Annotated in this window: 32 protein-coding genes; 17 read left to right on the top strand and 15 right to left on the bottom strand. The window is 62.3% G+C overall.

Going from position 1 to position 24,637, the window contains the following annotated elements; all coding sequences use genetic code 11:
* Window positions 1-29: 29 nt before the first annotated feature.
* The 5 genes from IPM89_03670 to IPM89_03650 all read left to right on the top strand — a co-directional run bounded on the left by IPM89_03670 (window position 30) and on the right by IPM89_03650 (window position 3,052).
* Window positions 30-239: a type II toxin-antitoxin system VapB family antitoxin gene (locus IPM89_03670; GenBank protein QQS54943.1), complete on the top strand. Its 210-nt coding sequence runs from the start codon at window positions 30-32 to the stop codon at window positions 237-239.
* The gene (locus IPM89_03665) at window positions 226-630 is read left to right on the top strand and encodes a PIN domain nuclease (protein QQS54942.1); all 405 of its coding nucleotides are present in this window, start codon (window positions 226-228) and stop codon (window positions 628-630) included. Before IPM89_03670 ends, IPM89_03665 begins: the two co-directional genes overlap by 14 nt.
* A gap of 25 nt (window positions 631-655) precedes the next feature.
* Window positions 656-1,075: a hypothetical protein gene (locus tag IPM89_03660; GenBank protein QQS54941.1), complete on the top strand. Its 420-nt coding sequence runs from the start codon at window positions 656-658 to the stop codon at window positions 1,073-1,075.
* Window positions 1,076-1,194: 119 nt separating this feature from the next.
* Window positions 1,195-1,629: an OsmC family protein gene (locus tag IPM89_03655; GenBank protein QQS54940.1), complete on the top strand. Its 435-nt coding sequence runs from the start codon at window positions 1,195-1,197 to the stop codon at window positions 1,627-1,629.
* A 70-nt stretch (window positions 1,630-1,699) separates the two neighbouring features.
* Window positions 1,700-3,052: a deoxyguanosinetriphosphate triphosphohydrolase gene (locus tag IPM89_03650; GenBank protein QQS55774.1), complete on the top strand. Its 1,353-nt coding sequence runs from the start codon at window positions 1,700-1,702 to the stop codon at window positions 3,050-3,052.
* A 66-nt stretch (window positions 3,053-3,118) separates the two neighbouring features.
* Here the strand turns inward: IPM89_03650 and IPM89_03645 are convergent, their stop codons facing one another.
* The gene (locus tag IPM89_03645; protein QQS54939.1) at window positions 3,119-3,805 is read right to left on the bottom strand and encodes a protein-L-isoaspartate(D-aspartate) O-methyltransferase; all 687 of its coding nucleotides are present in this window, start codon (window positions 3,803-3,805) and stop codon (window positions 3,119-3,121) included.
* A complete protein-coding gene (locus IPM89_03640; protein ID QQS54938.1) occupies window positions 3,777-4,751 on the bottom strand; it encodes a hypothetical protein in 975 nt (324 codons plus the stop codon). Before IPM89_03640 ends, IPM89_03645 begins: the two co-directional genes overlap by 29 nt.
* Before the next feature lie 229 nt (window positions 4,752-4,980).
* On the opposite strand from IPM89_03640, the gene IPM89_03635 reads away from it, so the two are divergent.
* Window positions 4,981-5,334 carry a phasin family protein gene (locus tag IPM89_03635; GenBank protein QQS54937.1) on the top strand — a complete coding sequence of 118 codons (354 nt, stop codon included), beginning with the start codon at window positions 4,981-4,983 and terminating at the stop codon, window positions 5,332-5,334.
* Window positions 5,335-5,427: 93 nt separating this feature from the next.
* Window positions 5,428-6,207 carry a class I SAM-dependent methyltransferase gene (locus IPM89_03630; GenBank protein QQS55773.1) on the top strand — a complete coding sequence of 260 codons (780 nt, stop codon included), beginning with the start codon at window positions 5,428-5,430 and terminating at the stop codon, window positions 6,205-6,207.
* On the opposite strand, the gene IPM89_03625 is transcribed toward IPM89_03630, so the two are convergent.
* The 3 genes from IPM89_03625 to IPM89_03615 all read right to left on the bottom strand — a co-directional run bounded on the left by IPM89_03625 (window position 6,182) and on the right by IPM89_03615 (window position 8,847).
* Window positions 6,182-6,976 (bottom strand): 1-acyl-sn-glycerol-3-phosphate acyltransferase, encoded by a 795-nt coding sequence (locus tag IPM89_03625; GenBank protein QQS54936.1) that lies wholly within the window; start codon window positions 6,974-6,976, stop codon window positions 6,182-6,184. The genes IPM89_03630 and IPM89_03625 overlap by 26 nt on opposite strands.
* On the bottom strand, window positions 6,973-7,608 hold the full coding sequence (locus IPM89_03620) for a GNAT family N-acetyltransferase (protein ID QQS55772.1): 636 nt from the start codon (window positions 7,606-7,608) through the stop codon (window positions 6,973-6,975). Before IPM89_03620 ends, IPM89_03625 begins: the two co-directional genes overlap by 4 nt.
* 291 nt (window positions 7,609-7,899) lie before the next feature.
* Window positions 7,900-8,847, bottom strand: coding sequence for a transglycosylase SLT domain-containing protein (locus IPM89_03615; protein ID QQS54935.1), 948 nt, complete (start codon window positions 8,845-8,847; stop codon window positions 7,900-7,902).
* A 432-nt stretch (window positions 8,848-9,279) separates the two neighbouring features.
* Here IPM89_03615 and IPM89_03610 point away from each other — a divergent pair, with 432 nt between their 5' ends.
* Together IPM89_03610 and IPM89_03605 are read left to right on the top strand one after the other, a co-directional pair.
* Window positions 9,280-11,328 carry an elongation factor G gene (locus IPM89_03610; GenBank protein ID QQS55771.1) on the top strand — a complete coding sequence of 683 codons (2,049 nt, stop codon included), beginning with the start codon at window positions 9,280-9,282 and terminating at the stop codon, window positions 11,326-11,328.
* A 195-nt stretch (window positions 11,329-11,523) separates the two neighbouring features.
* Window positions 11,524-11,865 carry a hypothetical protein gene (locus IPM89_03605; protein ID QQS54934.1) on the top strand — a complete coding sequence of 114 codons (342 nt, stop codon included), beginning with the start codon at window positions 11,524-11,526 and terminating at the stop codon, window positions 11,863-11,865.
* Window positions 11,866-11,901: 36 nt separating this feature from the next.
* Here IPM89_03605 and IPM89_03600 read toward each other — a convergent pair whose 3' ends face one another.
* The gene (locus tag IPM89_03600; GenBank protein ID QQS54933.1) at window positions 11,902-12,423 is read right to left on the bottom strand and encodes an O-acetyl-ADP-ribose deacetylase; all 522 of its coding nucleotides are present in this window, start codon (window positions 12,421-12,423) and stop codon (window positions 11,902-11,904) included.
* Between the two features lie 262 nt (window positions 12,424-12,685).
* On the opposite strand from IPM89_03600, the gene IPM89_03595 reads away from it, so the two are divergent.
* Window positions 12,686-13,924 carry a MarR family transcriptional regulator gene (locus tag IPM89_03595; GenBank protein QQS54932.1) on the top strand — a complete coding sequence of 413 codons (1,239 nt, stop codon included), beginning with the start codon at window positions 12,686-12,688 and terminating at the stop codon, window positions 13,922-13,924.
* 12 nt (window positions 13,925-13,936) lie between these two features.
* Window positions 13,937-14,752 carry a mechanosensitive ion channel gene (locus tag IPM89_03590; protein ID QQS54931.1) on the top strand — a complete coding sequence of 272 codons (816 nt, stop codon included), beginning with the start codon at window positions 13,937-13,939 and terminating at the stop codon, window positions 14,750-14,752.
* Between the two features lie 19 nt (window positions 14,753-14,771).
* On the opposite strand, the gene IPM89_03585 is transcribed toward IPM89_03590, so the two are convergent.
* Entirely contained in the window at window positions 14,772-14,936 is a 165-nt protein-coding gene (locus tag IPM89_03585; protein QQS54930.1) for a rubredoxin, read from the bottom strand.
* A 196-nt stretch (window positions 14,937-15,132) separates the two neighbouring features.
* On the opposite strand from IPM89_03585, the gene IPM89_03580 reads away from it, so the two are divergent.
* The 4 genes from IPM89_03580 to IPM89_03565 are packed head-to-tail and all read left to right on the top strand — an operon-like array spanning window position 15,133 to window position 18,014.
* Complete coding sequence (locus IPM89_03580; protein ID QQS55770.1) at window positions 15,133-15,927, top strand: hydroxymethylpyrimidine/phosphomethylpyrimidine kinase; 795 nt, start codon at window positions 15,133-15,135, stop codon at window positions 15,925-15,927.
* A complete protein-coding gene (locus tag IPM89_03575) occupies window positions 15,924-16,553 on the top strand; it encodes a thiamine phosphate synthase (protein QQS54929.1) in 630 nt (209 codons plus the stop codon). Before IPM89_03580 ends, IPM89_03575 begins: the two co-directional genes overlap by 4 nt.
* Window positions 16,554-16,564: 11 nt before the next feature.
* The gene (gene hemL / locus IPM89_03570; GenBank protein QQS54928.1) at window positions 16,565-17,845 is read left to right on the top strand and encodes a glutamate-1-semialdehyde 2,1-aminomutase; all 1,281 of its coding nucleotides are present in this window, start codon (window positions 16,565-16,567) and stop codon (window positions 17,843-17,845) included.
* A 16-nt stretch (window positions 17,846-17,861) separates the two neighbouring features.
* Window positions 17,862-18,014 (top strand): hypothetical protein, encoded by a 153-nt coding sequence (locus tag IPM89_03565; protein QQS54927.1) that lies wholly within the window; start codon window positions 17,862-17,864, stop codon window positions 18,012-18,014.
* Window positions 18,015-18,136: 122 nt separating this feature from the next.
* On the opposite strand, the gene IPM89_03560 is transcribed toward IPM89_03565, so the two are convergent.
* The 4 genes from IPM89_03560 to IPM89_03545 form a co-directional block, all read right to left on the bottom strand.
* Window positions 18,137-18,610, bottom strand: a complete 474-nt coding sequence (locus IPM89_03560) for a disulfide bond formation protein B (GenBank protein ID QQS54926.1) — start codon at window positions 18,608-18,610, stop codon at window positions 18,137-18,139.
* A gap of 107 nt (window positions 18,611-18,717) precedes the next feature.
* Entirely contained in the window at window positions 18,718-18,996 is a 279-nt protein-coding gene (locus tag IPM89_03555; protein ID QQS54925.1) for a SelT/SelW/SelH family protein, read from the bottom strand.
* 10 nt (window positions 18,997-19,006) lie between these two features.
* The gene (mtgA, locus tag IPM89_03550) at window positions 19,007-19,816 is read right to left on the bottom strand and encodes a monofunctional biosynthetic peptidoglycan transglycosylase (GenBank protein QQS54924.1); all 810 of its coding nucleotides are present in this window, start codon (window positions 19,814-19,816) and stop codon (window positions 19,007-19,009) included.
* Window positions 19,762-20,262, bottom strand: coding sequence for a flavodoxin family protein (locus IPM89_03545; GenBank protein QQS54923.1), 501 nt, complete (start codon window positions 20,260-20,262; stop codon window positions 19,762-19,764). The genes mtgA and IPM89_03545 overlap by 55 nt, the downstream gene beginning before the upstream one ends.
* Before the next feature lie 61 nt (window positions 20,263-20,323).
* Between IPM89_03545 and infA the strand changes: the two genes are divergently transcribed.
* Window positions 20,324-20,542 (top strand): translation initiation factor IF-1, encoded by a 219-nt coding sequence (gene infA / locus IPM89_03540; GenBank protein ID QQS54922.1) that lies wholly within the window; start codon window positions 20,324-20,326, stop codon window positions 20,540-20,542.
* Window positions 20,543-20,623: 81 nt separating this feature from the next.
* On the opposite strand, the gene clpA is transcribed toward infA, so the two are convergent.
* The 3 genes from clpA to IPM89_03525 all read right to left on the bottom strand — a co-directional run bounded on the left by clpA (window position 20,624) and on the right by IPM89_03525 (window position 23,655).
* Window positions 20,624-22,873, bottom strand: coding sequence for an ATP-dependent Clp protease ATP-binding subunit ClpA (clpA, locus tag IPM89_03535; protein QQS54921.1), 2,250 nt, complete (start codon window positions 22,871-22,873; stop codon window positions 20,624-20,626).
* Between the two features lie 36 nt (window positions 22,874-22,909).
* Window positions 22,910-23,236 (bottom strand): ATP-dependent Clp protease adapter ClpS, encoded by a 327-nt coding sequence (gene clpS / locus IPM89_03530; protein QQS55769.1) that lies wholly within the window; start codon window positions 23,234-23,236, stop codon window positions 22,910-22,912.
* A gap of 215 nt (window positions 23,237-23,451) precedes the next feature.
* The gene (locus IPM89_03525; GenBank protein ID QQS54920.1) at window positions 23,452-23,655 is read right to left on the bottom strand and encodes a hypothetical protein; all 204 of its coding nucleotides are present in this window, start codon (window positions 23,653-23,655) and stop codon (window positions 23,452-23,454) included.
* On the opposite strand from IPM89_03525, the gene IPM89_03520 reads away from it, so the two are divergent.
* Window positions 23,654-23,917, top strand: a complete 264-nt coding sequence (locus IPM89_03520; GenBank protein ID QQS54919.1) for a hypothetical protein — start codon at window positions 23,654-23,656, stop codon at window positions 23,915-23,917. The genes IPM89_03525 and IPM89_03520 overlap by 2 nt on opposite strands.
* A gap of 35 nt (window positions 23,918-23,952) precedes the next feature.
* On the opposite strand, the gene IPM89_03515 is transcribed toward IPM89_03520, so the two are convergent.
* A complete protein-coding gene (locus IPM89_03515) occupies window positions 23,953-24,570 on the bottom strand; it encodes a hemolysin III family protein (protein QQS54918.1) in 618 nt (205 codons plus the stop codon).
* Between the last annotated feature and the right edge of the window lie 67 nt (window positions 24,571-24,637).

The raw sequence follows: 24,637 nt of genomic DNA, 5'->3' as shown, positions 1-24,637 counted from the left end.
ATTTAATATATACACATCAGGAGGTGTATATGCGCACCAATATCGTACTCAATGATGATCTCATCAACGAAGCCATGCGGCTGGCCAAAGTCAAAACCAAGCGAGAAGCAGTAGACATCGCCTTGCGGCGGTTCGTGGCGAACCAGAAACAGCGACGGATTCTTGAACTGGTCGGTCAGGAACTCATCGATCCCGATTATGACTACAAGGCGGCCCGTGTCGGCGATGATTCTGGTTGATACCTCGGCGTGGATCGGTCTGCTACGGAATGTTGACCGGCCAGCGGTCCATCACTTGAAATGGATACTGGATTCGGAAACGACCGTCGCCCTGACGCCGCTGATTCTTCAGGAAATCCTGCAAGGCGCCCGTTCCGATGTCCATTTCGTTACACTGCAACGGTATTTCGCCGACCTTCCTTTGCTCGTATCCAGCAACTGGACCGCAACGCATATCGCCGCCGCCCATCTGTATGGTCGTTGCCGCTGGGCGGGCGTGACTCCACGCAGTTCAAACGATTGCCTGATCGCGCGCCAAGCCGTCGAGCATGACGTGGCGTTGCTGCACGATGACCGCGACTTCGAAGCGATCGCGCGAGTGGAACCGCAGCTTCAACTATTCACCGGGTGAAAATCCGTTTCCCAGAAAACGAGCCATGAATCCCGAACTGACCGAACGGCTGTTCGCCGAATTCCCCGAACTATTCCGAGGCCGCCACCTCCCGGTCACCCAGAACCTGATGGGCTTCGGTTTCGAATGCGAGGACGGCTGGTACGGTCTGATCCGCCAACTCGCCGCCGACATCGTCACCCACGCCGCGCAAGTCGGGCTAAACCCACTGGCGGTGCAGGTCAAACAGGAACTGGGTGCACTGCGCTTCCGGCTGGATCAGGCGGACGAGCAGCTTTACGCCCTGTGCGCGGCGGCGGAACGCCAATCCCGCACGGTCTGCGAATGCTGCGGCGCACCGGGACAATTGCGTTATCACCGTCGCCGACTACTCGCCTGCTGCGACGAACACACCCCCCTCGGCGCTTGGATCGCTACCCAGCAACCCAAATCGCTTGACACATAATCCACGCCCTGTCCAGCAAATTGCGCACTGCAACATTAGCGCTGAACCGCTATGATTGCTTCTTTCCACGATTCCCCGACCCGGATGGGCGGCATTTAAGTACAGGTAGAGGCTTCATCATGGCATCGCTAAAAAAACTTCAGGTCACCTCCAAACTCGGCCCCAAGTTCACCATCGAAAGTCGCATTCGCGATCACCTGATCTACGTCGATCAACCCACGCCTGGTGGCAACGACCAAGGCCCAACCCCGCTGGAATACCTCTATGTCGCGTTGGCCGGCTGCATCGGCAGCATCGGCCGGATTGTCGCTACCCAGCGCAGACTGACTTTGCGCGGCATGGAAATCACCGTCGAAGGCGAACTGGATGGCGAGGTGCTGATGGGTAAAAGCACCGCCAATCGCACCGGCTTCCAGGGACTGACCTTGACGGTGGATATCGACGCCGATATGACGCGGGAAGAAAAAGAAGAATTCCTGCACGAGGTCGATCGGCGCTGCCCGGTTTCCGAAAACCTCCTCAACACCACGCCGATCACGCTCCACGTTCGCTAAATCGGAAAGCCCGGCGTGGCCGGTGGCGGTCGGCTATGCTTTGCCCATCGTCCGTCACCGGCCACCGCGCATGGACTGGAACCGTCTGCTCTCCCGCGCCCGCCTGGGGGTCTCCCGCCAACACCCCGACAGCGAAGCGCGCACCGACTTTCAACGCGACTTCGACCGTCTGGTCTTTTCCTCGGCCTTTCGCCGCCTGCAAGACAAAACCCAGGTCTTCCCGCTCTCCCAAAGCGACTACGTCCGCACCCGCCTGACCCACAGCCTGGAAGTGTCCAGCGTCGGCCGCTCGCTGGGCACCATGGTCGGCGACAGCGTGATTCGCCGCCATCGCTTGCAACGGGTTTATCCGCAGGATTTCGGCGCGGTGGTCGCCGCCGCCTGTCTGGCGCACGACATCGGCAACCCGCCGTTCGGCCATGCCGGCGAAGACGCCATCCGGCTGTGGTTCACCACCTCCACCACCGGCCGGACGGTGCTGGAACAGCTGGACGACGCGCAACGGCAGGATTTCCTCCGTTTCGAGGGCAACGCCCAGGGCTTTCGCATCATCACCCGGCTGCAAAGCCCCGACAATCCGGGCGGCATGCAATTGACCTGCGCCACCTTGGGCACCTTCACCAAATATCCGTGCGCCTCGTCGCTGCCGGCCATTCCCCCGCCCGGCATCGCCTTCAAGAAATTCGGCTTCTATCGGGACGATGCGGACCTATTCGCGGAAATCGCCGGAGAACTGGGACTGGAACCGGTGCTGCCGGGGGCCTGGAGTCGCCATCCGCTGGCCTATCTGGTCGAGGCGGCCGACGATATCTGCTACCGGATCATTGATGTGGAGGATGCCTTTCGGCTGCAACAACTGGGCTTCGAAGAGGTACGCGATCTGCTGCTACCGCTGACCGGCGAGCCGGATCGCGCCCAGCGCAAGATGCGCCACATCACTCGCTCCAAGGAGAAAATCGAATACCTGCGCGCCAAGGCCATCGGCACCATCATCGATCAGGTTCACCAATGCTTCATGGACAATGAGGCAGTGATTCTGGCTGGCGGTTTCACGGCGGAACTGCTGGACGCGGTCCCCACCGCCAGCGCGATGCGCGCGCTCAAGGAGTGCGGCGAGACCCAGGTTTATGTTTCCAAACCGGTCATCGAGGTGGAAGCCGCCGGTTTTGAGGTGCTGGGTGGCCTGCTGGAAGCCTTCGTCACCACTGTCAACGACCTGGCCGCTCGTGGTCCGGCCGCCTCGCCCAAGAGCCGGATGCTGATCCATCTGATCCCGGAATCCTTCGCCGGCCCCGGACGCAACCCCGATCCCGACCTCTACCGCCGCGTGCTGGCCATCACCGACTTTGTCTCCGGGATGACCGATTCCTATGCGGTGGCGCTGTTCAAGAAGTTGACCGGGATTTCGCTGCCGACCGGCTGAGCCCTCTCGGCGATCGCCGCCCCGGTCGTGACCATGGCCGCTCCTTCCCCACGAGCCGAGTAAAGCTCAGTCTTCGCAATCCCGCACCAGCGGCACAAAGACCACCGGCAACACGCTGCGGCTATGCGGCACCCCCGATTCGTCCTTGCAAACCAGGCGCAGATCCTGACTCCGGTGCCGCGGCCCCACCGGAATCACCAAGCGACCACCTGGCTTGAGTTGCCGCACCAGCGCCGGCGGCACTTCGGTCGCCGCCGCCGTGACCATGATGCCGTCAAAGGGCGCCTTCTCTTCCCAGCCCCGATAACCGTCGGCGGTACGGATTTCCACGTTGGCAATCCCAAGCTCGCACAAGCGCCGTTCGGCGGCTTCGGCCAGTGCGGGAATCCGCTCCACCGAGTACACCCGCCGCGCCAAACTGGCCAGCATCGCTGTCTGATAGCCTGAACCGGTACCGACTTCCAACACCACGGACCGGGCATCGAGCGCCAGCAACTCGCTCATCAAAGCGACAATGAAGGGTTGGGAAATCGTCTGACCGCTACCGATCGGCAGCGGGGTGTCGGCGTAGGCCCATGCGAGCTGGGCCGGCGGCACAAACCGGTGCCGGGGCACCGTCGCCAGTGCGCGCAACACCGGCTCACTCAGTTTGGGGCAACCGGTCAGACCGGCTGTTTCCCGGGTTTCCGCGATCACCTGCTCCAGCAAACGCTGGTGCTCGCTTTCATAATCCTCGACGGGCCTGTCGTTCATGCCGCTCTCCCAGCCGTCGCGCCAAACCACGCTGGATCGCGCTGTCCGGCGTCAGTACTTGGGCCACCAAGCCGCCCGCGCACAGCAGCGGCTGCCGACGCAAGCTCGCCAGCAGGCCGGTCACCGGCGCCGCCACCGGTGCCGGTATATCTCCGCTTAAGCCGTCGTGGATATGGCCCAGCGCCTCACCCGCGCGGACCCAGCGACCGACATTCAGATTGGAGGAAAAAATCCCGGATTGCTCGGCCAGTACGACGCAGATCTGTTCCAGGCCGAAATAATGCAGGTCTTCATCCTCATTGGAGGGCCGCAGGCCACCGATAATCCCGGTACGGTCGAGAAAAGCCACCAAGGCCCGAAACAAAGCCTCGCAATGCCCGGTCTGCAAGGTGCCGGCCTGTCCGGCGTGAATCACGAAATTCTCGCCGCCGCAAGGCCGCCAGGCGCGCATCAGATCGGAAGGAGCGGTCTCCTCGACCGGCCGCTCGATGACCGCCGGCAACCCGAACAGGCAGGCGCTGGCGCGCTCGTCGCCGTTGGGTGCGTAAAGGCACACCTGCGGCATATCCTCGAGCTCGGGGCTGGCCGGGCGGATGTTCACCCGATAGTAGGCGGCCTGGGTCAGCTCCACCACCGCCTCGGTCGCGACCCGCGGCACGCTCGGGCCGCGCCGCCCGCGACCACCGCCGGACCCGGTCGGACCCTCGACCGCGGGAACGATCACGACCCGTTCGCGCAAGCGCAGACCGCGCCGCTCGCCCGCCTCGATGCCACGCAGAAAGGCCGCCAACCGCGACAGCACAAATATGCCGTTCAATTCGGCTTCCCGAGGATCGGCCACCAACGCCAGCTTCGGCGCGCGCGCGCGCGGGCCGAAGTCGTGATGAGGCAGCAATCCTTTCCGCCACAACCGTGCGGATAAACTGGAAACCGTATTATCGCTCAAGGTCTTACCTCGCTTTCGCACCGTCACCCCAACTGAAAGACAGCTTCACGGCTCTATCTATTAAGCATAGTTCACATTGCCGATTTCGCGTGGCGAATTCCGCACATTCATCTCCCTACATGTCGGTGGTGTTTGACCGGAAAAGTTCATTCCCGTATGTTGCAACGCAGCATGAATCCCGCTATATTGCACTGCAACAAATTCACCCACATCTGACGAGGAATACGTCATGGTCATCGATCTGTTCAGCAAGGCACTGGAAACCCCGCAATCTCTGCCGGAACCCTTGGTCAAAGTCAACAAACTGATGGTTGAGAACATCGAAAAGATGATGCTGTTCCAGATGAACTCACTTAAAGCTTACATGGATATCGGCATCAACCAGATGAGAGCCGCCGCCGAGATCAACGACGTTAACAGCTTGCGGAGCTTCTACAAGCGCCAGACCGATATTGCGCAGACGGTCCAGCAGAAGATGCTGCACGATGCCAAGGCGATGTCCGATCTGGCCACGCGTTTCAAGACCGAAATGGACGGTTTGACCAAGACCGCTCTGGAAGATGCGCTGCTCAAGGCGGCCTGAGCCCCGGACCGGTTCTGATCGGCAACCGCCGCGTTCGGCGCGGCGGTTGCGTTTCCCGCTTTGACGGCCGTGGATTTCAGCGCCAGCCCCGAGATCGCGGTCGCCGCGGAACATCCCGCGAATCTGGCCGTGGCGGCCGCATTGGCGGCCGAGTTGCATTTACCCCTGGCCACCATCCCGTTCACCAGCGCTTTCACGCGCCTGTTGGTGGTCACCCCGACGCGGCTGGAACTGCGGACGCTGGATTCCGACGCCCCAGGACCGGTTTATGTCGATTTCATCGCGGGAGCGGCGGCCCACCGGCGGCGGTTCGGTGGCGGCCGAGGCCAGCCACTGGCTCGAGCGATCGGACTGAAGGGCGGCGCGGCGCCGACCGTGGCGGATGTCACCGCCGGGCTGGGCCGCGACGCTTTCGTGCTCGCCTGCCTGGGCTGCACCGTCTGGCTGATCGAGCGCTCGCCGGTCGTCGCCGTTCTGCTGCGGGACGGCTTGCGGCGCGCCGCCCACGATGCGGAGATCGGGCAAATGGTGCGCGAACGACTGCATTTTCACAGCGGCGACGGGCGGGAATGTCTGCCCCGATTGACGGCAAGCCAACGGCCGGACGTGGTTTATCTGGACCCGATGTACCCGCACCGGCAAAAATCGGCGTGGGTTGGGAAGGAAATGCGCCTGTTGCGACAATTGGCTGGCGACGATGCGGACGCGCCGTCCCTGCTGGCCGTGGCGCTGACCTGTGCCGGCAATCGGGTGGTAGTGAAACGGCCACGGCTGGCGCCGGCCCTGAGCGGCCCGCCGCCCACGGCGCGGATCGTCACGCCCAATACCCGTTTTGACCTTTACCGAGTCAACCTTGATTCGCCAGCACGCTAAGCAGCGGCTGCGCGGTATCGGTTCCCGACAAGGCCCCGCTAATCTGCGCCCGGGTGTGGTCAGCCAACTCGTTGCGGGTCCGCCCCAGCGCCGACAGCGGCTCGCAGAACCGCAATGCGACCTCGATGCGGCGCTCGCCCAGCAACCACCACAGATGCGGCAGCAGGGACGCATCACCGACGAAAGGCACGGTCGGATGCACGCCGTCGCGATGAGGATAACGCAGCGCAATCGCCTGTACCGGGCAACGCGCCAGAATGGCGGCCTGAAACAGGCGCGGGAAAAAGCGTCGCACGGTTTCACCCATGGTCGAGGTGCCCTCGGGAAAAACCAGAACCCGCCCACCGTTGCGCAGCCGCCAGCTCAACTGTTCGGCGGCCTCGCCCGCGCCGTTGTCGCCGCCACGGCGGATGAAGGCGGTGCCGGCCCGGCGGCTCAGCCAGCCGAACAACGGCCAGTCCCCCACCTCGCGCTTGGCCAGAAAGTGCGTCGGACACACACCGGCGATGCAAAAAATATCCAACCAGGAAACATGGTTGGCAACGAATAGCACCGCGCCACCGGCCGGGGTTCCAGTCACGGTCGCCCGCATTCCCATGATCCAGCACAACACCCGACTCCACAGCACCAGGGGCCGGTCGGACACCATGCCGTTGCGCCCCGGCCGCAACAGCGCCGCCACCACGATCCCGGCCAGCACATGCAGCGCCACCAGCGGCACCCGTCGCAATCGGCGCCCCGTCCGGGACCAGGCTCTGTCGTCGCTCACGCCGCTCGCTCCAGAAAATGGCGGGCGTAACGCCGCGCCAGTTGCCGGGTTGACAACAGCACGAACACATCGGCTACCTGGAAATCCTCGTCCAGAAACGGCTCGCCGCAAATCCGCGCACCGATGCGCAGATAGGCTTTCAACAGCGGCGGCAGCGGATAATCGCCGCGATCCAGCAGGTCGCGCCGAGGCAAGGGCCGCAAGGGCCGCGCCCGCAACTCCTCGGACGTCAGATAGCGTGGCGCCAGTTCGGAGAAAATCGCCTGTGCCATCGCCCCGTTTTCACCCAGCGGGATGCTGGCACAGCCAATGAGATAGTCGATCCGGTTTTCCACCACGAAATTCGCGATCCCCGACCAGAGCGCGGCGATGGTGACACCGTTGCGGTAATCGCGGTGGACGCAGGTCCGGCCGATCTCGGCGAAGCGGCCCGGCAAGGCCAGCACCGCTCCGATTTCGAACTCGCCCTGCGAGTAGAATCCTCCCACCTGATGAGCGCTATCCTCGCTCAGAATGCGGGTGCAAGCGATCAGTCGCGTGGTCAGCGAGTCCCGCACCAACAGATGGCGGCAGCACGCGTCGAGATGATCATGGTCCAGGCCGGGAATGCGGTTGTGCAGCCGCGCGCCCATTTCCCCGACAAAGATCTCATGGCGCAATCGCTGCGCGGCGCGTACTTCCTTCGCCGATCCGGCAAAATCGACTTGCAACGCCCCCTTGGGCGGCGGTGGGCTGACGGATGCGTAAAGCGGCGATTGAACGTTCAAGACGGCCTCCGGAAACAAGCGGCATAAAGCAGGTTCGAGCGACGATAGCTCAGTCGAATTGCAAGCGCTTTAAAGCTGCTTGACAGTCAAGTGACAATCACTCACTCGACCGTTCAAGCCGGAGGTTCAAAACATTCGGAAGAGGTTGGCGGTTCTCTACGGCTGTGGGTGGGCCGCAACCAGCAACGCCGGCGCCGGCGCCGAGGCGGAATCGGCCGGTGGCCGTTTTAGCGAGGCGGGCCGGGTCACCGGCGCCACTGGAGGATGCCTCAGTTGGCCGTAGGCGCGGGTAATCCGATCGACGTAGGCCCGCGTCTCGGCGTAAGGAGGCACGTCGCCGTAACGCAGCACCGCGCCCTCGCCGGCGTTGTAACCCGCCAGAGTCAGGCGGACATCACCCTGGAAATAGGCCAGCAACCAGCGCAGGTAGGCCATGCCGCCGCGCAGATTCTGCACTGGGTCGTAGGGGTCCCGCACGCCGAAGCGTTCGGCGGTCTCGGGAATCAGTTGCATCAATCCCTGGGCGTTTTTCGGCGACAGGGCTTGGCTGTTGAAATTCGATTCCGCCTCGATCACCGCCAGCACCAGCGCGGGCTGCAGGCCGAAGTCCGGCGCCATCCGCCGCACCAGTGCCTCGATCTTGGCCTGCTCCGGCGCGGGTGGTCCCGATCGGACCCAGCGGGCCGGCGCCGATGGGCGGGTCGGATCGACCGGTTCGACGCAACTTGCCCGCCTGACTTTGGCCGGATCATCCACCAGAGCCAGCATCCGCCGGGCCGGCACGTCGCCTCGCGCCGCCGCCAGGCGAAACCAGGCCGCGGCCTGGACATCGTCCCGCGCCACGCCACGGCCGTTGGCATACATCCAGCCCAATTGATACTGGGCCGCGACATGACCGCGACGGGCGGCCGCGCAGTACAACCGCATCGCCCGCGCGAAGTCTTGGGTTACCCCTTCCCCGTGTTCATAGCGCGCCGCCCATTCCGTCTGCACGGCCGGGGTTTCCCTGACGAGCTTGATCCAATCCGGGTTCCCCTCGGCCCCGCATGCACTGGCGGCGCAGAGTCCAAGCACCCAGAAACCTGGATATCGCCGTAACTTCATCAAGTCATTTTCCTGTAGGAGGCCCTGATTTTCCGTCGTTCGATCATGTTATACCAATTCTGAATAGGTTTTCGTCATACCCGCGAATGCGGGAATCCAGGCCGCCGCTGAAAAACGGGATACCCGCTTTCGCGGGTATGACGAACAGGGTGGTTATTGGCCTCCGAAAAGAACAAAACCTATCGGGAAACGATATTAAGCAGTTTTGCTTTTGCTCGCCAGAAAACCGGCCCGTTCGCCGCCTCGTACCGAGTGCGCCGGGAAGTGGGTTTGCAACCCCGGCGATCATGACAAAATAATGACGGGGTCGGCTGAGAAACCCCACCTGTTCCTGTAGACTTTTTATTTTTATCGCGATCGCTCTATCCATTGAGGATCGCTTCATCACAACAAGCGCTTGGTTGTCCGCACCGAATCCAACAGGAGGCCATGATGGTCAGTTATACCACCGAATCCATCCGCAACATCGCCCTGGTCGGGCATGCCACAGCCGGAAAAACCACGCTGGTGGAAGCTATTTTGCACCATGCCGGCAAGCTTTCCGTTCCGGGCGCGGTGGAAAAAGGCAACACGGTCTGCGATTTCGACCCACAGGAAAAAACCCACCAGCATTCCCTGGACGCCGCGTTGGTGAATCTCGATTACCAGGATACTCACATCAATCTGATCGATACGCCGGGCTTCCCGGATTTTATCGGTCAGGCCATCGCCGTGTTGCCAGCGGTGGAAACGGTGGCGGTGGTCATCAACGCTCAAACCGGCATCGAGGCGGTCACCCAGCGGATGATGGAACGCGCCGCCGAGCGGCGGCTGTGCCGAATGATCGTCATCAACAAGATCGATGCCGAAAACATCGACTTGCCGGGACTGGTCGATCAGATTCAGGAAACTTTCGGCAAGGAATGCCTGCCGATCAACTTGCCGGCCAAGCAGGGCGCCGCGGTGGTGGACTGTTTCTTCAACCCGAGCGGAGACAGCGACTTTTCCAGCGTCGCCGCCGTCCATTCCGCCCTGATCGATCAGGTGGTCGAGGTGGACGAGGAACTGATGGCGCTTTACCTGGAACAGGGCGAAGACCTGCAACCGGAACAGTTGCACGAACCCTTCGAGAAGGCGCTGCGCGAAGGACATCTGATTCCGATCTGCTTCGTTTCGGCCCGTACCGGCGCCGGTCTGCAGGATCTGCTGGACACATTCGCGCGGCTGCTGCCCAATCCGACCGAAGGCAACCCCGAACCGCTCCTCAAGGACGATGGCGAGTCGGTCGAGGAACTCCACGCCATCCCCGACCCTCAGCAACATGTCGTGGCCCATGTGTTCAAGGTATTGATTGACCCTTTTATCGGCAAGCTCGGCATTTTCCGCATCCACCAGGGCGCCCTCACCAAGGACAGCCAGCTCTTTATCGGCGACGGCCGCAAACCCTTCAAGGTCAGCCACCTGTTCCAGATCCACGGCAAAGAGCATCCTGAGGTCGCCACCGGCATTCCCGGCGATATTTGCGCGGTGGCCAAGATCGACGACATCCATCGCGACATGGTGCTGCACGACTCCCACGACGAGGACCAGATCCACCTGCAACCGCTGCGCTTTCCCACGCCGCTGTTTGGGCTGGCCATCCACGCCGCCACTCGCGGCGACGAACAGAAGCTGTCCGACACCCTGCATAAGCTGCTGGAGGAAGATCCCTGCTTGGCGCTGGAGCACAACACGCATACCAAGGAGACCGTATTGCGTGGCCTGAGCGATCTGCATCTGCGCATCACCCTGGAAAAGATGCAGCAGCGCTACAACCTGCACGTCGAAACCAAACCGCCCAAGATCGCCTACAAGGAAACCATTGGCCAGAATGCCGAAGGCCATCATCGCCACAAAAAACAGACCGGCGGCGCCGGCCAGTTCGGCGAGGTCTTCATGCGCATCGAACCGCTGCCACGCGACGCCGGCTTCGAGTTCGTCAGCGCGGTGGTGGGCGGCACCATCCCAACTTCGCTCCTGCCCGCGGTGGAAAAGGGCGTGCGCGAGGCGTTGCAGGAAGGCGCGGTCGCCGGTTACCCGATGCAGGACGTGCGCGCCATCGCTTACGACGGCAAGTATCACCCGGTCGATTCCAAGGAAATCGCCTTCGTCACCGCCGGCCGCGAAGCCTTTCTCGATGCGGTCGGCAAGGCCAAGCCGATCGTGCTGGAGCCCATCGTCAACCTGGAAGTGCGGGCGCCGGCCGACTGTGTCGGCGCCATCACCGGCGATCTGTCCAGCCGGCGTGGGCGCATCGCCGGCACCGACGCCGGGCCGCGAGGCATGAGCGTCATTAACGCGCAGGTGCCGTTGGCGGAACTGGACGGTTACGAATCGCAGTTGAAATCCATGACGGGCGGCCACGGTTCGTACAACATCGAACTGAGCCATTACGATCCCGTGCCGACCGATATCCAGCAGAAACTGCAAGCCCTCCATCAGAAGGAGAAGCAGGAAGGCTAAACCCACGCGGCGCCAGTCGGAGGCGGACTTCCCGCTTGCGCCGCAAAAAACCTTCTGCTATCCTAGGTTATAGAGTTTGTATAATAAAACCCTCATCCGTCCTACTCATATCCTCACTATAATCTAAGTTTTGTACGGAATTTAATTCACAGTTATACAAAACCTTTCATAAACCGGCGTTGCCGGAGGTGAAACATGCGCCATCTATTCCGCAGTATCCGAAGCCGCAAAATTTACTTGGTGCCCGCTTCCTTACTCGTGGTCACCGGCGCCTTGCTGTTGGCCCTGTTGTATTACCCCACATCCGCCGTCACTCCCACCGTCCAGATCGACCATCCGGCAAGGGCGATGGAAGAGCGCTGGCATGCCGACGCCATGTTCGCGGCCATGCTGCTCGACGCTCTGCGTCAGATTCAGAGCGAACGGCAAACCCAGGGGCAAACCCTGATGTATCGCTTCGAGCTGGACCCGTTTTCCCGTGAACAACCGGTCACCCGCCTGACGCCGGTCAACGGCGTCAGGCTGATCAAGCTGTAAACCAAGGGCGGTATCTCCGCCCATCGTTCCGCCGCTCTAACTCTCTTGCAAAGCCTGCTGGTAAGCTTGCCGTACCTCCTCGCCGAAACAAACCAGATAGACCGTTTCGATCCGATCGTCAGTCGCCAGAAAATGCTCGACTTCGCGCACGGCCACCCGTGCCGCCTCATCCGGCGGATAGGCGTACACTCCGCAACTGATCGCGGGAAAGGCGATGGTGCGGACGCCCTGCTCCGCCGCCAGCCTCAGGCTGTTGCGGTAGCAGCCCGCCAGCAAGTCCGGCTCGCCCTGGTCGCCACCCCGCCAGACCGGCCCCGCCGTGTGGATCACATAACGGGCCGGCAAGCGATAACCACGCGTCAGCTTGGCCTGGCCCGTTTCGCAACCACCCAGGGTCCGGCATTCCGCCAGCAGCTCCGGTCCGGCGGCGCGATGGATGGCGCCATCCACGCCGCCGCCACCCAGCAGGGAACGGTTGGCGGCATTGACGATGGCATCGACCTTCAATCGAGTAATATCGTCCGAAACCAGCTGGATTCGGCCAGGATTCGCATTCATATTGGTACTCCCCAAACGAATTCGTACAAGATACCCTTGCATCCGAATTTTATATAGCAACCCTCTTTGAGAGTGGTGAAAGCGTGAACCGCCGAGATCAATCTCCCTGCCGCTGACGCGGCACCCCCTTTGAAAAAGGGGGGTTGGGGGGAATTTCCGCTCCTGAGTCGGCCACCACTCATTGAGGAAAGCTTATAGTTCGATTTGGCTTCCATCGCCGCCCACGCACCCACCGAAGACGCAGCAGCGACTCAAACCCAATATGGCCGCCCCTTCCCAGATCGATCAGGCAGCGCCCCCACTCTGGCAGTATGTTCCCATCGCGGATTATCGAGTCCCCACCGCAAGCGTCGAACACACCGTCAAAACAGGATTGAGCGCTTTGTGGCAACGTCTCCGGCCCAAACCGGCCTCGCCACAGACTCCTCCTCTCAAAACCGACGACGAGTTGCGGACCGTGCCCGAGGCGCAGCTCGACCGGATCGTACCGGCGCCCGACTGGCAACCGGCGGCGGCGGCGCTGGATGAGGCGCTGGCCGGATGGCTGGATACCGAGCAGCCCGCCCGTGCCCGCGTGTTCGTCATCTCTCCCCCGCACGGCGGCAATGGCGACATTCTGACCGCTTGGGCGAAAAACCGCGGATGGCGGGTGATCAGCCCGCCCAGCCCCGAACAAATCCTGGCCCAGGATTCAGCCTGGCTGACCGATTGGACGCAAGATCCATCCCCCTGGGTGCTGCCCAACCTGGAACGCTGCTACCTGCGGCACGCCCGCGGACTCGAGCTGGCGCGGCGTCTGCTCGACCAGGCAGGTAGCGGCGACTCCCTGGGGCGCGGCATCATCGGCTGCGACAGTTGGGCGTGGGCGTTTTTGCGGAAAGCCTGGAACGGCCCAGAACCGCCGCTGCTAACCCCGCAGAGTTTCGATCCACCGAGACTGGCACGATGGCTCCAAGGTTTCAACGCCGGATCGGGAATGGATCATCTGGTCTTTCGCCAAGCGGATAACGGCAAATACGTGCTCCCGCCGTCGACAAGCGCGGTGGAGGACGAGCCCGCCGAGACCAGTGATTTCCTGCGGATTCTGGCCGCGCACAGCCGAGGGATTCCCGGCATCGCCCATACGATTTGGCGCGCCAGCCTACGGACCGTGCCGGACGAAACGCTCTCCGAGACGAAGGCGAATGCGGATCAAACCGACCGGCGCAGTACCATCTGGGTAGCACCGTGGCGCCAGATCCTGCAAACCACGCCCGCGTCAGGCCTGCTGCGCGCGCACGCCAGTCTGCTGCACACCCTGCTCCTGCATGCTGGCCTAACCGGCGGCGTGCTAACCCAACTGTTGCCGCTGGCGACCTCATCGGTCAAGGCGGCACTGGCCTGTCTGGAAGCCGACGGACTGGTCGCGCGGCACGACAGCGAGTGGCGGATATCGCCGATGGGTTATCCCGCCATCCGGCAGTCCCTGCGCGATGACGGCTACCTGACCGACGGATTCTAGGAGAAGAGCATCATGAACGACGATGTCGGCCGGTTGGGAGCGGCGCTAAGCAGCATCAGCGAAACCGCCATCGTGCAAATCCTGCTGATCACGGTCGGCGCATGGCTCCTGATCACCTTGGCCCAGCGCCTGGTTCCGGCGCTGGCTGGCCGCTTATCCGGCCGCCACCGCCTGCGAGCACTGGCCCTGGTGCCCGCCTTCCGGCTGCTGCTAATCGTCGCCGCCCTCCTGCTGGTTTTGCAGCGTATTATCGAACCGACCTTCGAAAATCTGGTGGGCTTGCTGGGTGCGCTGGGCCTGGCGCTGGGCTTCGCCGCCAAGGATTACGCCAGTAGCCTGATCGCCGGCATCGTGGTCCTGTACGAACTCCCCTACCGGCACGGCGACTGGATTGAAGTGAACGGAACTTACGGCGAGGTGCGCGCCATTCACATGCGCACGGTGGAAATCGTCACCCCGGACGACACCGTCGTGCATATCCCACATCTCAAGCTGTGGGACCACGCCATTTTCAACGCCAACGACGGCAGCCAGCACCTGCAATGCGTGGCGGACTTCTACCTCCATCCCCATCACGATGCCGCCCAGGTCCACCAGATGTTGTACGACGTCGCCCTGAGCAGCTCGCTACTGCAAATCGATCAGCCGATCGGCGTGATCGTGCGGGAAAAGCCGTTCGGCACCCATTACCGCCTCAAGGCTTACCCGCTCGACCCGCGCCAGCAGTTCGCCTTCGTCACCGACCTGACCGTGCGCGGCAAGGCAGCGCTGCTCGGCTCGGGCGTGGAACTGGCGTCCTTTCCCACCGTTGCCGGACAGCCGTCCTAAGCGCTGCTTCTCCGAGCCCCTAAATCTCCACCATCTCGAAATCGTCCTTGACGGCGCCGCACTCGGGGCAAGTCCAGGTTAATGGTATATCTTCCCAGCGGGTGCCCGGCGGGATGTCGTCGTCGGGCCAACCCTTTTCCTCATCATAGATCCATCCGCAAATCAGACACATATACTTCTTCATCGGGTTTTATTTTCCTTGATGCCATGTTTTCGGGGTCGCTATTCTCCCACGCTGGCGCATCCCGAAAAACCCGTGGCGTTTGTTAGAATTCTTGAAGTTCCCACTTGCCGAGCGCCGATCGGACCCACCTCCCGATCCATCATCCGCCAGGAGTACCGACTTGACCGATTTTTCCCTCTCACCTCCTCCCGTGGTCATGACCTTGGCCGGCAACGATCCCAGCGGTGGAGCCGGGCTGGCGGCCGATATTACGGCAATCGCCAGTCTGGGCTGCCACCCCGCACCCATCGTGACCGCCCTGACCGTGCAGGACACCCACAATGTCCATGCGTTGCTGCCGGTCGAACCGGATCAAGTGCTGGCCCAAGCGCGGGCCGTGCTGGAAGACATGCCGGTGGCGGCCATCAAGATCGGCCTGATCGGCAGCGTTGAAAACGCCGGCGCGCTGCACGCGCTGTTGGCCGCCTATCCCGGCATCCCGGTGGTGCTCGATCCGATCCTGACGGCGGGCGGCGGCACCGAACTGGCCAATCTCAAGCTGCTCAATGCCGTGCGAACCCTGCTGCTGCCGCTGGTCACGGTCCTGACGCCCAACAGTGTCGAAGCGCGTCGGCTGGCGCCGGAAGCCGATACGCTGGAGGCCTGCGCCATGGCGCTGCTGGGGCACGGCAGCCGCTATGTGCTGATCACCGGCGGGCATGAACCAACCGGGGAAGTGATCAATAGCTGCTACGGCAACAACCGCTTATTGGAAAGCTACCGCTGGCCGCGGTTACCCGGCCATCATCACGGCTCCGGTTGCACTCTGGCCGCCGCCATCGCCGCCCTGCTCGCCCAAGGACGGGAATTGGAATGGGCGGCGCTCAGTTCCGTCGTGCGCCGTGCCCAGGACTACACCTGGCATGCGCTGCAAGCCAGCTACCGGGTTGGCGGCGGCCAACTGCTACCCAATCGGCTGTTCTGGGCCAGCACCCATCGAGGTCCGGCATGAAAACGCCAAGCCGTTGTCGCGGCCTGTACGCGATCACCGATGCCCTGCTGATCCCCGATGACCGGCTGGTCCACGCGGTCGAGCAGGCGATTCTCGGCGGCGCCCGCCTGATTCAGTACCGGGACAAGAGCGCCGACCCGATCCGGCGACTGGCCCAGGTTCGGGCTTTGAACGCGATGTGCCGCCACCATGAAGTACCGTTGATCGTCAACGACGATGTGGAGCTGGCGGCGCAAGCTGGCGCGGCGGGCGTCCATGTTGGTCAGGACGACCCCGCCTTCGCCCACGCTCGTGCCCGCCTGGGTGCGGACGCCCTGATTGGCGTATCCTGTTACGATCGACTGGATCTGGCGCTGGCCGCCGCCGATGAAGGCGCCGATTACGTGGCTTTCGGCGCTTTCTTCCCATCCCCGACCAAGCCCACCGAGATCCGCGCGCCCATCGAGTTGCCGCGGGCGGCGCGGGCAGTGCTGCGCGTGCCGGTCGTCGCCATCGGCGGCATCACGCCGGACAATGCGCCCCTGTTGCTGGAAGCCGGCGCCGATATGCTGGCGGTGGTCAGCGGCGTGTTCGGCCAGCCCGATATCCAGGCCGCCGCCCGCCGCTACGCCACCCTGTTCGCCTGAGGAGATCCACCATGGCCACCCGTTCCGAAAAGCTGTTCGTCGAAGCGCAAAACTACATTCCCGGCGGCGTCAACTCGCCGGTCCGCGCCTTTCGCGGTGTCGGCGGCACGCCGATCTTCTTCAAGCGCGGCGAGGGGGCCTATCTGTACGACGAAGACGGCCGCCGCTACATCGATTATGTCGGGTCCTGGGGACCGATGATCGTCGGCCATGCCCACCCGGCCGTGGTCCGCGCCGTGCAGGACGCCGCCGCCCACGGCCTGAGCTTCGGCGCGCCCACCGAAATGGAAACGGTCATGGCCCGGCGGATTCGGGAACTGGTCCCGTCGATGGAATTGGTGCGCATGTGCAACTCCGGCACCGAGGCGACCATGAGCGCCATTCGCCTGGCGCGCGGCTTTACCGGCCGTAACATCATCGTCAAATTCGAGGGCTGTTACCACGGTCATTCCGACTCGTTGCTGATCAAGGCTGGTTCCGGGGCGCTCACGCTGGGCGTGCCGACCTCGCCCGGCGTGCCGGCGGCGCTGGCGGCGTACACCGTGACGCTGACCTACAACGATCTTCTGGAAGCCCGGCAGGCGTTTTCGAAGCTCGGCGAGGAAATCGCCGGAGTCATCGTCGAACCGGTCGCCGGCAACATGAACTGCATCCCACCCGCGCCCGGTTTCCTGGCGGGGCTGCGCGAACTGTGCACTCGCCACGGTAGCGTACTGATCTTCGACGAGGTGATGACCGGCTTCCGGGTGGCGCTGGGCGGGGCACAGGAACTCTACGGTGTCACTCCCGACCTGACCACGCTGGGCAAAATCATCGGCGGCGGGATGCCGGTCGGCGCCTTCGGCGGCAAGCGGGCGATCATGGAACAACTGGCGCCACTGGGACCGGTCTACCAGGCCGGCACACTGTCGGGCAACCCGGTGGCGCTGGCGGCTGGGCTGGCGACGCTGGATCTCATCGCCAACCCCCGCTTTCATGCCGACCTCGCCACCAAGACCCGGCAACTGTGCGACGAACTGGTGACCGCCGCCGGCGAAACTGGCGTGTTGCTGACGACAAATTATGTCGGCGGAATGTTCGGACTGTTCTTTACCGCGGAGAATGTCACTCATTACGCGCAAGCCACTGCCTGCGATGTCGAGCGGTTCAAGGCCTTCTTCCACGGGATGCTGGCCGAGGGCGTTTATTTCGCGCCGTCCGCGTTCGAGGCGGGATTCATGTCCTCGGCGCATACCGAAGCAGATCTCGACGCCACCGCCGTTGCCGCCCGGCGGGTATTTGCTCGTATTTGACGGGGAGGGTCCGGCCATGTCACGACCTGCCGAACTGTTCGTCACCGCCGCCGACTACCTGGCGCGGGAACGTCAGGCCGAAACCAGGAACGAGTATCTGAACGGCTGTATCTACGCCAATCGAAATCCCGGTCATCGCATGCACCCTGCCTCTGGCCGAAGTCTATGACCGGGTGACGTTTCCCGATCCCGGCAAATCGCTCCATCCAGGTTGACTTTCCCGGTCGGAGTCCTTCTTTCGCGACCCGGACCCTCGTCAGAATACCGGCCCAGCGACGGCTGAGCACCCGCTCAGCTTCGTAGCCGCCAGTTGCCGATCACACCCGCCACGCCCAGCACGACAAACAGCAGCAGCGTCCATTCCGGCATGCTGAAGCCGAGCAAACCCCAGTCCACCTTGGCGCACTCGCCGGAACCGGTCAGCACCTCGCGAATGGTTTCGTTCAACGGAAACGCTTGCAGCATGTACTCCAGGCTCGGCCCGCAGCGCGGCGCGGCCTCTGGAGGCAGATGCTGCAACCAGACGTGCCGAACGGCGATCCCGGCGCCGATCCCGGCGGCAAGCCCCACCAACACGCCATAGACTTTCGCACCCCCATCGCCTGGACCGTGCAGGGTCGCCACTAAAAACACCACCCCAACCGCCAGCAGGGCCAAGCGCTGGAAAATGCATAGCGGACACGGCTCAATCCCCAGATAGTGCTGGACGTAATAGGCAAAACCCAGGCCACCGGCGCAAATCAAAAACCCCAGCCCATTCAACATCCGGCGGGATCGCCATCCGTACCGGTCCGGGGCGGTAGCGCTGATTATTCGAAAATCCTGCATGACACGTCCAATACACTGTGTTGTTAAAGACAGATCGGACCGACTTAGCGATCCGAATGACCCAGATTCCGCTCCGGCGCAATCCGGTCGCGCACTCTTTGTTTGACCTCCTTGGCCTCGGGAAACCGTCCTTCCCGCTGGCGCGACCAGATCAATTCATCGCCGACCCGGATTTCGAACACCCCGCCGGTACCGGGCCGCAGCGCCACTTCGCCCAACTCCTGCTCGAACGTGGTCAACAATTCCTGAGCCAACCAGGCGGCCCGCAGCAACCAGCGGCATTGTGTGCAATAAGTGATGCTGACTCGTGGTTTTTGTTCCATGCCCGTCCACTCACAATCGCTCGAGATAAGCGATACCGCCCAACTGCCGCATCTGCCGTTCGATCCAGCGCTGACGCTTGATCACATAGGCCGAGGGCCGATCCACCCGGTAGCGCCGGGGGTTGGGCAGCACCGCCGCCAACCGCGCGGCTTCCCGGGCGGTCAGTCGGGCGGCGGACTTGTCGAAAAATTGCCGGCTGGCGGCCTCCGCCCCGAAGGTATCTTCGCCGAACTCGGCGATGTTCAGATAGACCTCCAGAATCCGTTGCTTGGACCAGAGCAACTCCAACAATACCGTAAACCACGCTTCCAAGCCCTTGCGGACCCAGTCGCGTCCCGACCATAGGAACAAATTTTTTGCCACCTGCTGGCTGAGGGTGCTGGCCCCGCGCACCGACTTGCCTGCTACCAGATCGTCCAACACCTGCTGGATCTCGATCAAATCGAAGCCGTAATGCTGGGGAAAGCGTTGATCTTCCCCAGCGATCACCGCCAGCGCCGCATAGGGCGAGATTTTTTCATACGGCATCCACTGGTGACGAATCGTCGCGCCATCGCTCCAGGCCGCCCGCCACCAATTCTGTGCCATGACGCTGGAAACCGGCGGCGGCATCCAGCGCAACAGCAGCACCAACGCCAGTGAAATCAAGACGAAAACCCATATCGTCGTCCAGAGTCCTCTGCCGATTCGAGTTAACAGGCCGCGTTTCGGCGACGGTCGGGTGGTCGGTTTGGCACGGGCAGTCCACCCGCGCAACCACCCCTTCAGAAAATCCCCCACGCCACCCCCGAAGCCATGGTTTCGCCCAATTCCTCGCATTGTCGCAGCACTTCGGCAGTCAGTTCACCACGGGCGATGATCGGGTCGCAAACCGGCTTGAGCGGATAACCGCGGGCGATGCGCTCAATACTGGTCAGCGCCCCGCTACCGTCGTTGCCGGCGCTGATGAAAATCGCGTAAGGCAGGCCGCTGATCTTGCCTTGAGCGGGATAATAGGTGCGATCCAGGAAATTCTTCATCGCGCCGGACATGTAGCCGAAATTCTCCGGCGTACCCAGCAGCAAGCCGTGCGCCCATAGCAGATCGTCCAGGCTGGCACGCAGCGCCATCTTCAACCGGGTCTCCACATCCGCCACCCGCCGCGCGCCACGCACCACTGCCCGCGCCATCGCTCGGGTGTGGCCGGTTTGCGAGTGGTAAACGATCAGCAGATGGTGGACAGCGGCATTCAGACAGGGTTTCCGGTCATCTACTTGCCGCGCCATGGGATTTCCGCTATGGTTGCGCGTCTTTTTCAGAGCAGATACGGTAGCAGCGAGAGGAACTATGTCGAAAGAAGACCACATCGAAATGGAAGGCACCGTGATCGACACCCTGCCCAACACCATGTTCAGGGTACAACTGGAAAACGGTCACGTCGTCACGGCGCATATCTCCGGCCGGATGCGCAAGCACTACATCCGCATCCTGACCGGCGACAAGGTGAAAGTGGAGCTAACCCCCTACGACTTGAGCAAGGGACGCATCGTTTACCGCGGGCGCTGAACGGCGCACGACATCGCATCGTCACGTTACGCCACTTCGGAACCCGATAACCCGCGCCTGACACCACCCGCCGCGTCCCGACTAGGGCACCGCCTCCTCTTCGGCGATCTCCACTTGCAAATCGTCGTCGCGCACGGTGACCATCACATGCCCGCCGTTGACCAGCCGGCCGAACAGTAACTCCTCGGCCAGGCGACGCTTGATGCTTTCCTGAATGATCCGCGCCATGGGACGCGCGCCCATCTTGGGATCGTAACCGCGTTCGGCCAGCCAAGCCCGTCCCGCCCGATCCACTTCCACCGTCACCTTCTTCGACTCCAACTGCGCTTCCAACTCGATCAGGAACTTGTCCACCACCTGAGCGATGGTGACCGGCGTCAAGCCCTTGAACTGAACGATGGCGTCCAAGCGGTTGCGGAACTCCGGCGAGAACAGCCGCTTGATAGCCTCCATACCGTCGCTGCTGTGATCCTGCATCGTAAAGCCAATCGAGGGCCGGTCCATCATTTCAGCGCCGGCATTGGTGGTCATCACGATGATCACATTGCGAAAATCGGCTTTGCGGCCGTTGTTGTCGGTCAGCGTGCCATGGTCCATCACCTGCAGCAGCAGGTTGAACACGTCCGGGTGGGCCTTCTCGACCTCATCGAGCAGCAGCACCGCATGCGGGTGTTTGAGGATGGCGTCGGTCAACAAGCCGCCTTGATCGAAGCCGACATAGCCCGGCGGCGCGCCGATCAAGCGCGACACCGTGTGCCGCTCCATGTACTCGGTCATGTCGAAGCGGATCAGTTCGATGCCCATGACCCGGGCGAGTTGCCGGGTGACCTCGGTCTTGCCGACGCCGGTCGGGCCGGCGAACAGGAAATTGCCGATCGGCTTTTGTTCGTTGCCCAAGCCGGCGCGCGCCATCTTGATGGCGTTGGCCAGCATGTCGATGGCCTCGTCCTGGCCGAACACCACCAGCTTCAGATCCCGCTCCAGATTGCGCAACACGTCCTTATCCGAGGAAGACACGGTCTTGGGTGGGATACGGGCGATCTTGGCGATGATCGTCTCGATATCGCCGACGTTGATCACCTTCCTGCGCTTGGCGGCCGGCAGCAGCCGCTGGCTGGCGCCGGCCTCGTCGATCACGTCGATGGCCTTGTCCGGCAAGTGGCGATCGTTGATGTAACGCGCCGACAGATCCACCGCCGCGCGCAACGCCTTGTCGGCGTATTTAACGTCGTGGTGCTCCTCGAACCGGGTCTTCAGCCCGCGCAGGATCTGGTAGGTTTCCTCGACCGACGGCTCGGTGACGTCGATCTTCTGAAAGCGTCGCGCCAGCGCCCGATCCTTTTCGAAAATGCCGCGATACTCCTGATAAGTCGTCGAACCGATGCACTTCATCTCCCCGGAAGCCAGCATCGGCTTGATCAGGTTCGAGGCGTCCATCACCCCACCGGAAGCCGCGCCGGCACCGATGATGGTGTGGATCTCGTCGATGAACAGCACGGCGTGCCGCTCCTTGCGCAATTGCGCCAGGACCGACTTCAAGCGCTTCTCGAAATCGCCGCGATACTTGGTGCCGGCCACCACCGAGCCCAGATCCAGCGCGTAGATGGTGGCGTTGCGCAACACCTCCGGCACCTCGCCATCGACGATCATCTTCGCCAACCCTTCGGCGATGGCGGTCTTGCCGACTCCGGCTTCACCGACGAAGAGGGGATTGTTCTTGCGTCGCCGGCACAGGATTTGAATGGTGCGCTCGACCTCATCGCGCCGGCCGATCAGTGGGTCGATACGCCCCTGCCGCGCCAGTTCGTTCAGATTGCTGGCAAAGTTTTCCAGCGGCTTGGCGCTCTGATTTTCGGGGCCTTCCTCGCCCTGCGGAGGGGTGGCGTCCTGCTCGTCGGACACCTTGGAAATACCGTGCGAGATGAAATTCACCACGTCCAGCCGGCTGATTTCCTGCTGCTTGAGAAAATAGACCGCCTGCGATTCCTGCTCGCCGAAAATAGCCACCAACACGTTGGCGCCGGTCACCTCCTTGTTGCCGGAGGACTGAACGTGCAACACCGCCCGCTGCAGCACCCGCTGGAACCCCAGGGTCGGCTGCGTCTCGCGCGGGTCGTCAGTCCCCAGCAAGGGGGTATGATCGCGAATGAACGCTTGCAAGTCCCGTTTCAGCTTATCCACATGGGCGCCGCAGGCCCGCAGCACTTCCGCCGCCGCGGGATTGTCCAGCAAGGCCAGCAGCAGGTGCTCCACGGTCATAAACTCATGGCGCCGGTCCCGTGCCTCGCGGAAAGCAAGATTGATGGAGAACTCCAGATCCTTGCTCAACATAACTCACACCTCGAATCGCGCTGGGTGATTTTGAACTTAGGCTTCTTCCATGGTGCACAACAACGGATGCTGGTGCCGTCGAGAAAATTCGTTGACCTGCACCACCTTGGTTTCCGCAATCTCGTGAGTGAAGACGCCGCATACTCCCTGGCCCCGGGTATGAACGTGCAACATCACCTGGGTCGCCTTCTCCTGATTCATCCCGAAAAAACGCTCCAGGATCCGTACCACGAACTCCATGGGAGTATAGTCATCGTTCAGCAGGATCACCTTATACAGCGGCGGCTGCTTGAGTTCGGGCTTTACCGGCTCGACCACCAGGCCGCGGTCTTGATCGGGAGTCGATGAATATTCCTTGCTCATGGCATGCGTGTTGGATCTGAGGTAAAGAAGCATCTTGCGTCCGGCAACGCCGCAAGCCGGCGTGTCGTTCCGCTCGTTGGCGTTGGCTGACATTTAGATAATACGCGGAACACAAGTTTCCTCAAGAGCCTTTCGCATGCAAAAAAAACCGATGGCTCCCGCTACCGTGGAGAGAGTGCGGTTATCCCCGGGCGAGGCCGATAGTCCCACCGCAATCAAGTAAACAGCGCGTGGCCGAGGGTACGCACCACGATATCCGCCACCGCGCCCGGCACCGCCGGGCGCCAGACGCCGGCAACACGACGACCCGCCGAAACCAGTACCGCGGCCCCGGCAAGATCAAGCGGATGCATCACGAAACCGGCTCCGCGGTTGAGGGTGGCCACCGTCACGGCGCCACTGCGCAACATCTCATCCATGACCCTCATCATCGCCGCGCCACCAGCAATGTACTTCACCAGCACGGGCGACATGGGCATCCCGCTGGCGCTGTTCGCCTTCGGGGAGCCGGCGCCGCCGGCGGCGATCCTGCCGTTCATCGTCGAAATGCCGGCGATGATGAGCTACCTGCTCACCGAGCGCCACGGCCAGGAGCCGGAAAAAGTGGTGACTCTGGTGCTGCTCGGCAACCTGGGTAGTTTGATCGCGGTGCCGGCGGTACTGTATTTCACCTTGCCATAGCCTGAGACGAGGCCGGCGAACCCGCGCCGAGACCCTCACGCGACAAAAAACAGAATCGTCACATAATGACTGACGCTGCCGGCCAGCACAAACAAATGCCAGATGCCGTGAAAATGTCTGACCTTTTCGTCAAACACGTAGAAAACCAGACCGCCGGTATAAAACAGGCCACCCGCCAACAGCCAGATGAAACCCGCCCACGGCAAAACTTGCAGTAGCGGTTTAAGCACCACCAGCACCAACCAGCCCATGAGCACATAAACCACCAACGACAGGGTGCGATGGCCTTTCTGGGGCAGCGATTCCAACACCACCCCCAACACCACCAATCCCCAAATAATGCCGAAGATCGTCCAACCCCAACCGCCACGCAGGGTGACCAGGGTAAAAGGGGTATAAGTGCCGGCGATCAGAAAATAAATCGAGTAGTGATCCAGTTTGTGAAAAAACCGCTTCGCCCGACCGCGCAAGCTGTGATAAAGCGTGGAAACAGTGTAAAGCAGAAACAGGGTGGTTCCGTAGATACTGAAACTCACGATCTTCCACGGATCGCCCTGCCGTGCCGCCGCCACCACCACGATCACCAAACCCGCCAGCGCCGCCACCGCGCCGATCAAGTGGCTAATGCTGTTAAAACGCTCACCCTTGTACATACACACCCACACCGTGCCTTGTGATCATTCCGAAAGACTCGAAACCACACTCACGCCGCAACAACGA

The sequence above is a fragment of the Candidatus Competibacteraceae bacterium genome (assembly GCA_016699715.1).
GTDB lineage: Bacteria > Pseudomonadota > Gammaproteobacteria > Competibacterales > Competibacteraceae > Competibacter.
Note: the sequence above shows the minus strand (reverse complement) of the source record. Positions and strands in the feature narration are given on the sequence as shown.

Bases quoted from the DNA above. Each gene is read 5' to 3' on its own strand.
- IPM89_03545 (QQS54923.1), bottom strand. From the start codon at position 20,262: ATGGCGCGGCAAGTAGATGACCGGAAACCCTGTCTGAATGCCGCTGTC.
- IPM89_03670 (QQS54943.1), top strand. From the start codon at position 30: ATGCGCACCAATATCGTACTCAATGATGATCTCATCAACGAAGCCATG.
- IPM89_03590 (QQS54931.1), top strand. From the start codon at position 13,937: ATGAACGACGATGTCGGCCGGTTGGGAGCGGCGCTAAGCAGCATCAGC.
- IPM89_03575 (QQS54929.1), top strand. From the start codon at position 15,924: ATGAAAACGCCAAGCCGTTGTCGCGGCCTGTACGCGATCACCGATGCC.
- infA (QQS54922.1), top strand. From the start codon at position 20,324: ATGTCGAAAGAAGACCACATCGAAATGGAAGGCACCGTGATCGACACC.
- IPM89_03635 (QQS54937.1), top strand. From the start codon at position 4,981: ATGGTCATCGATCTGTTCAGCAAGGCACTGGAAACCCCGCAATCTCTG.
- IPM89_03605 (QQS54934.1), top strand. From the start codon at position 11,524: ATGCGCCATCTATTCCGCAGTATCCGAAGCCGCAAAATTTACTTGGTG.
- IPM89_03525 (QQS54920.1), bottom strand. From the start codon at position 23,655: ATGGATGAGATGTTGCGCAGTGGCGCCGTGACGGTGGCCACCCTCAAC.
- IPM89_03520 (QQS54919.1), top strand. From the start codon at position 23,654: ATGACCCTCATCATCGCCGCGCCACCAGCAATGTACTTCACCAGCACG.
- IPM89_03585 (QQS54930.1), bottom strand. From the start codon at position 14,936: ATGAAGAAGTATATGTGTCTGATTTGCGGATGGATCTATGATGAGGAA.
- clpA (QQS54921.1), bottom strand. From the start codon at position 22,873: ATGTTGAGCAAGGATCTGGAGTTCTCCATCAATCTTGCTTTCCGCGAG.
- IPM89_03565 (QQS54927.1), top strand. From the start codon at position 17,862: ATGTCACGACCTGCCGAACTGTTCGTCACCGCCGCCGACTACCTGGCG.
- IPM89_03555 (QQS54925.1), bottom strand. From the start codon at position 18,996: ATGGAACAAAAACCACGAGTCAGCATCACTTATTGCACACAATGCCGC.
- IPM89_03660 (QQS54941.1), top strand. From the start codon at position 656: ATGAATCCCGAACTGACCGAACGGCTGTTCGCCGAATTCCCCGAACTA.
- clpS (QQS55769.1), bottom strand. From the start codon at position 23,236: ATGAGCAAGGAATATTCATCGACTCCCGATCAAGACCGCGGCCTGGTG.
- IPM89_03650 (QQS55774.1), top strand. From the start codon at position 1,700: ATGGACTGGAACCGTCTGCTCTCCCGCGCCCGCCTGGGGGTCTCCCGC.
- IPM89_03620 (QQS55772.1), bottom strand. From the start codon at position 7,608: ATGGGCGCGCGGCTGCACAACCGCATTCCCGGCCTGGACCATGATCAT.
- IPM89_03665 (QQS54942.1), top strand. From the start codon at position 226: ATGATTCTGGTTGATACCTCGGCGTGGATCGGTCTGCTACGGAATGTT.
- IPM89_03560 (QQS54926.1), bottom strand. From the start codon at position 18,610: ATGTTGAATGGGCTGGGGTTTTTGATTTGCGCCGGTGGCCTGGGTTTT.
- hemL (QQS54928.1), top strand. From the start codon at position 16,565: ATGGCCACCCGTTCCGAAAAGCTGTTCGTCGAAGCGCAAAACTACATT.
- IPM89_03615 (QQS54935.1), bottom strand. From the start codon at position 8,847: ATGAAGTTACGGCGATATCCAGGTTTCTGGGTGCTTGGACTCTGCGCC.
- IPM89_03515 (QQS54918.1), bottom strand. From the start codon at position 24,570: ATGTACAAGGGTGAGCGTTTTAACAGCATTAGCCACTTGATCGGCGCG.
- mtgA (QQS54924.1), bottom strand. From the start codon at position 19,816: ATGCGAGGAATTGGGCGAAACCATGGCTTCGGGGGTGGCGTGGGGGAT.
- IPM89_03610 (QQS55771.1), top strand. From the start codon at position 9,280: ATGGTCAGTTATACCACCGAATCCATCCGCAACATCGCCCTGGTCGGG.
- IPM89_03600 (QQS54933.1), bottom strand. From the start codon at position 12,423: ATGAATGCGAATCCTGGCCGAATCCAGCTGGTTTCGGACGATATTACT.
- IPM89_03655 (QQS54940.1), top strand. From the start codon at position 1,195: ATGGCATCGCTAAAAAAACTTCAGGTCACCTCCAAACTCGGCCCCAAG.
- IPM89_03580 (QQS55770.1), top strand. From the start codon at position 15,133: ATGACCTTGGCCGGCAACGATCCCAGCGGTGGAGCCGGGCTGGCGGCC.
- IPM89_03645 (QQS54939.1), bottom strand. From the start codon at position 3,805: ATGAACGACAGGCCCGTCGAGGATTATGAAAGCGAGCACCAGCGTTTG.
- IPM89_03595 (QQS54932.1), top strand. From the start codon at position 12,686: ATGGCCGCCCCTTCCCAGATCGATCAGGCAGCGCCCCCACTCTGGCAG.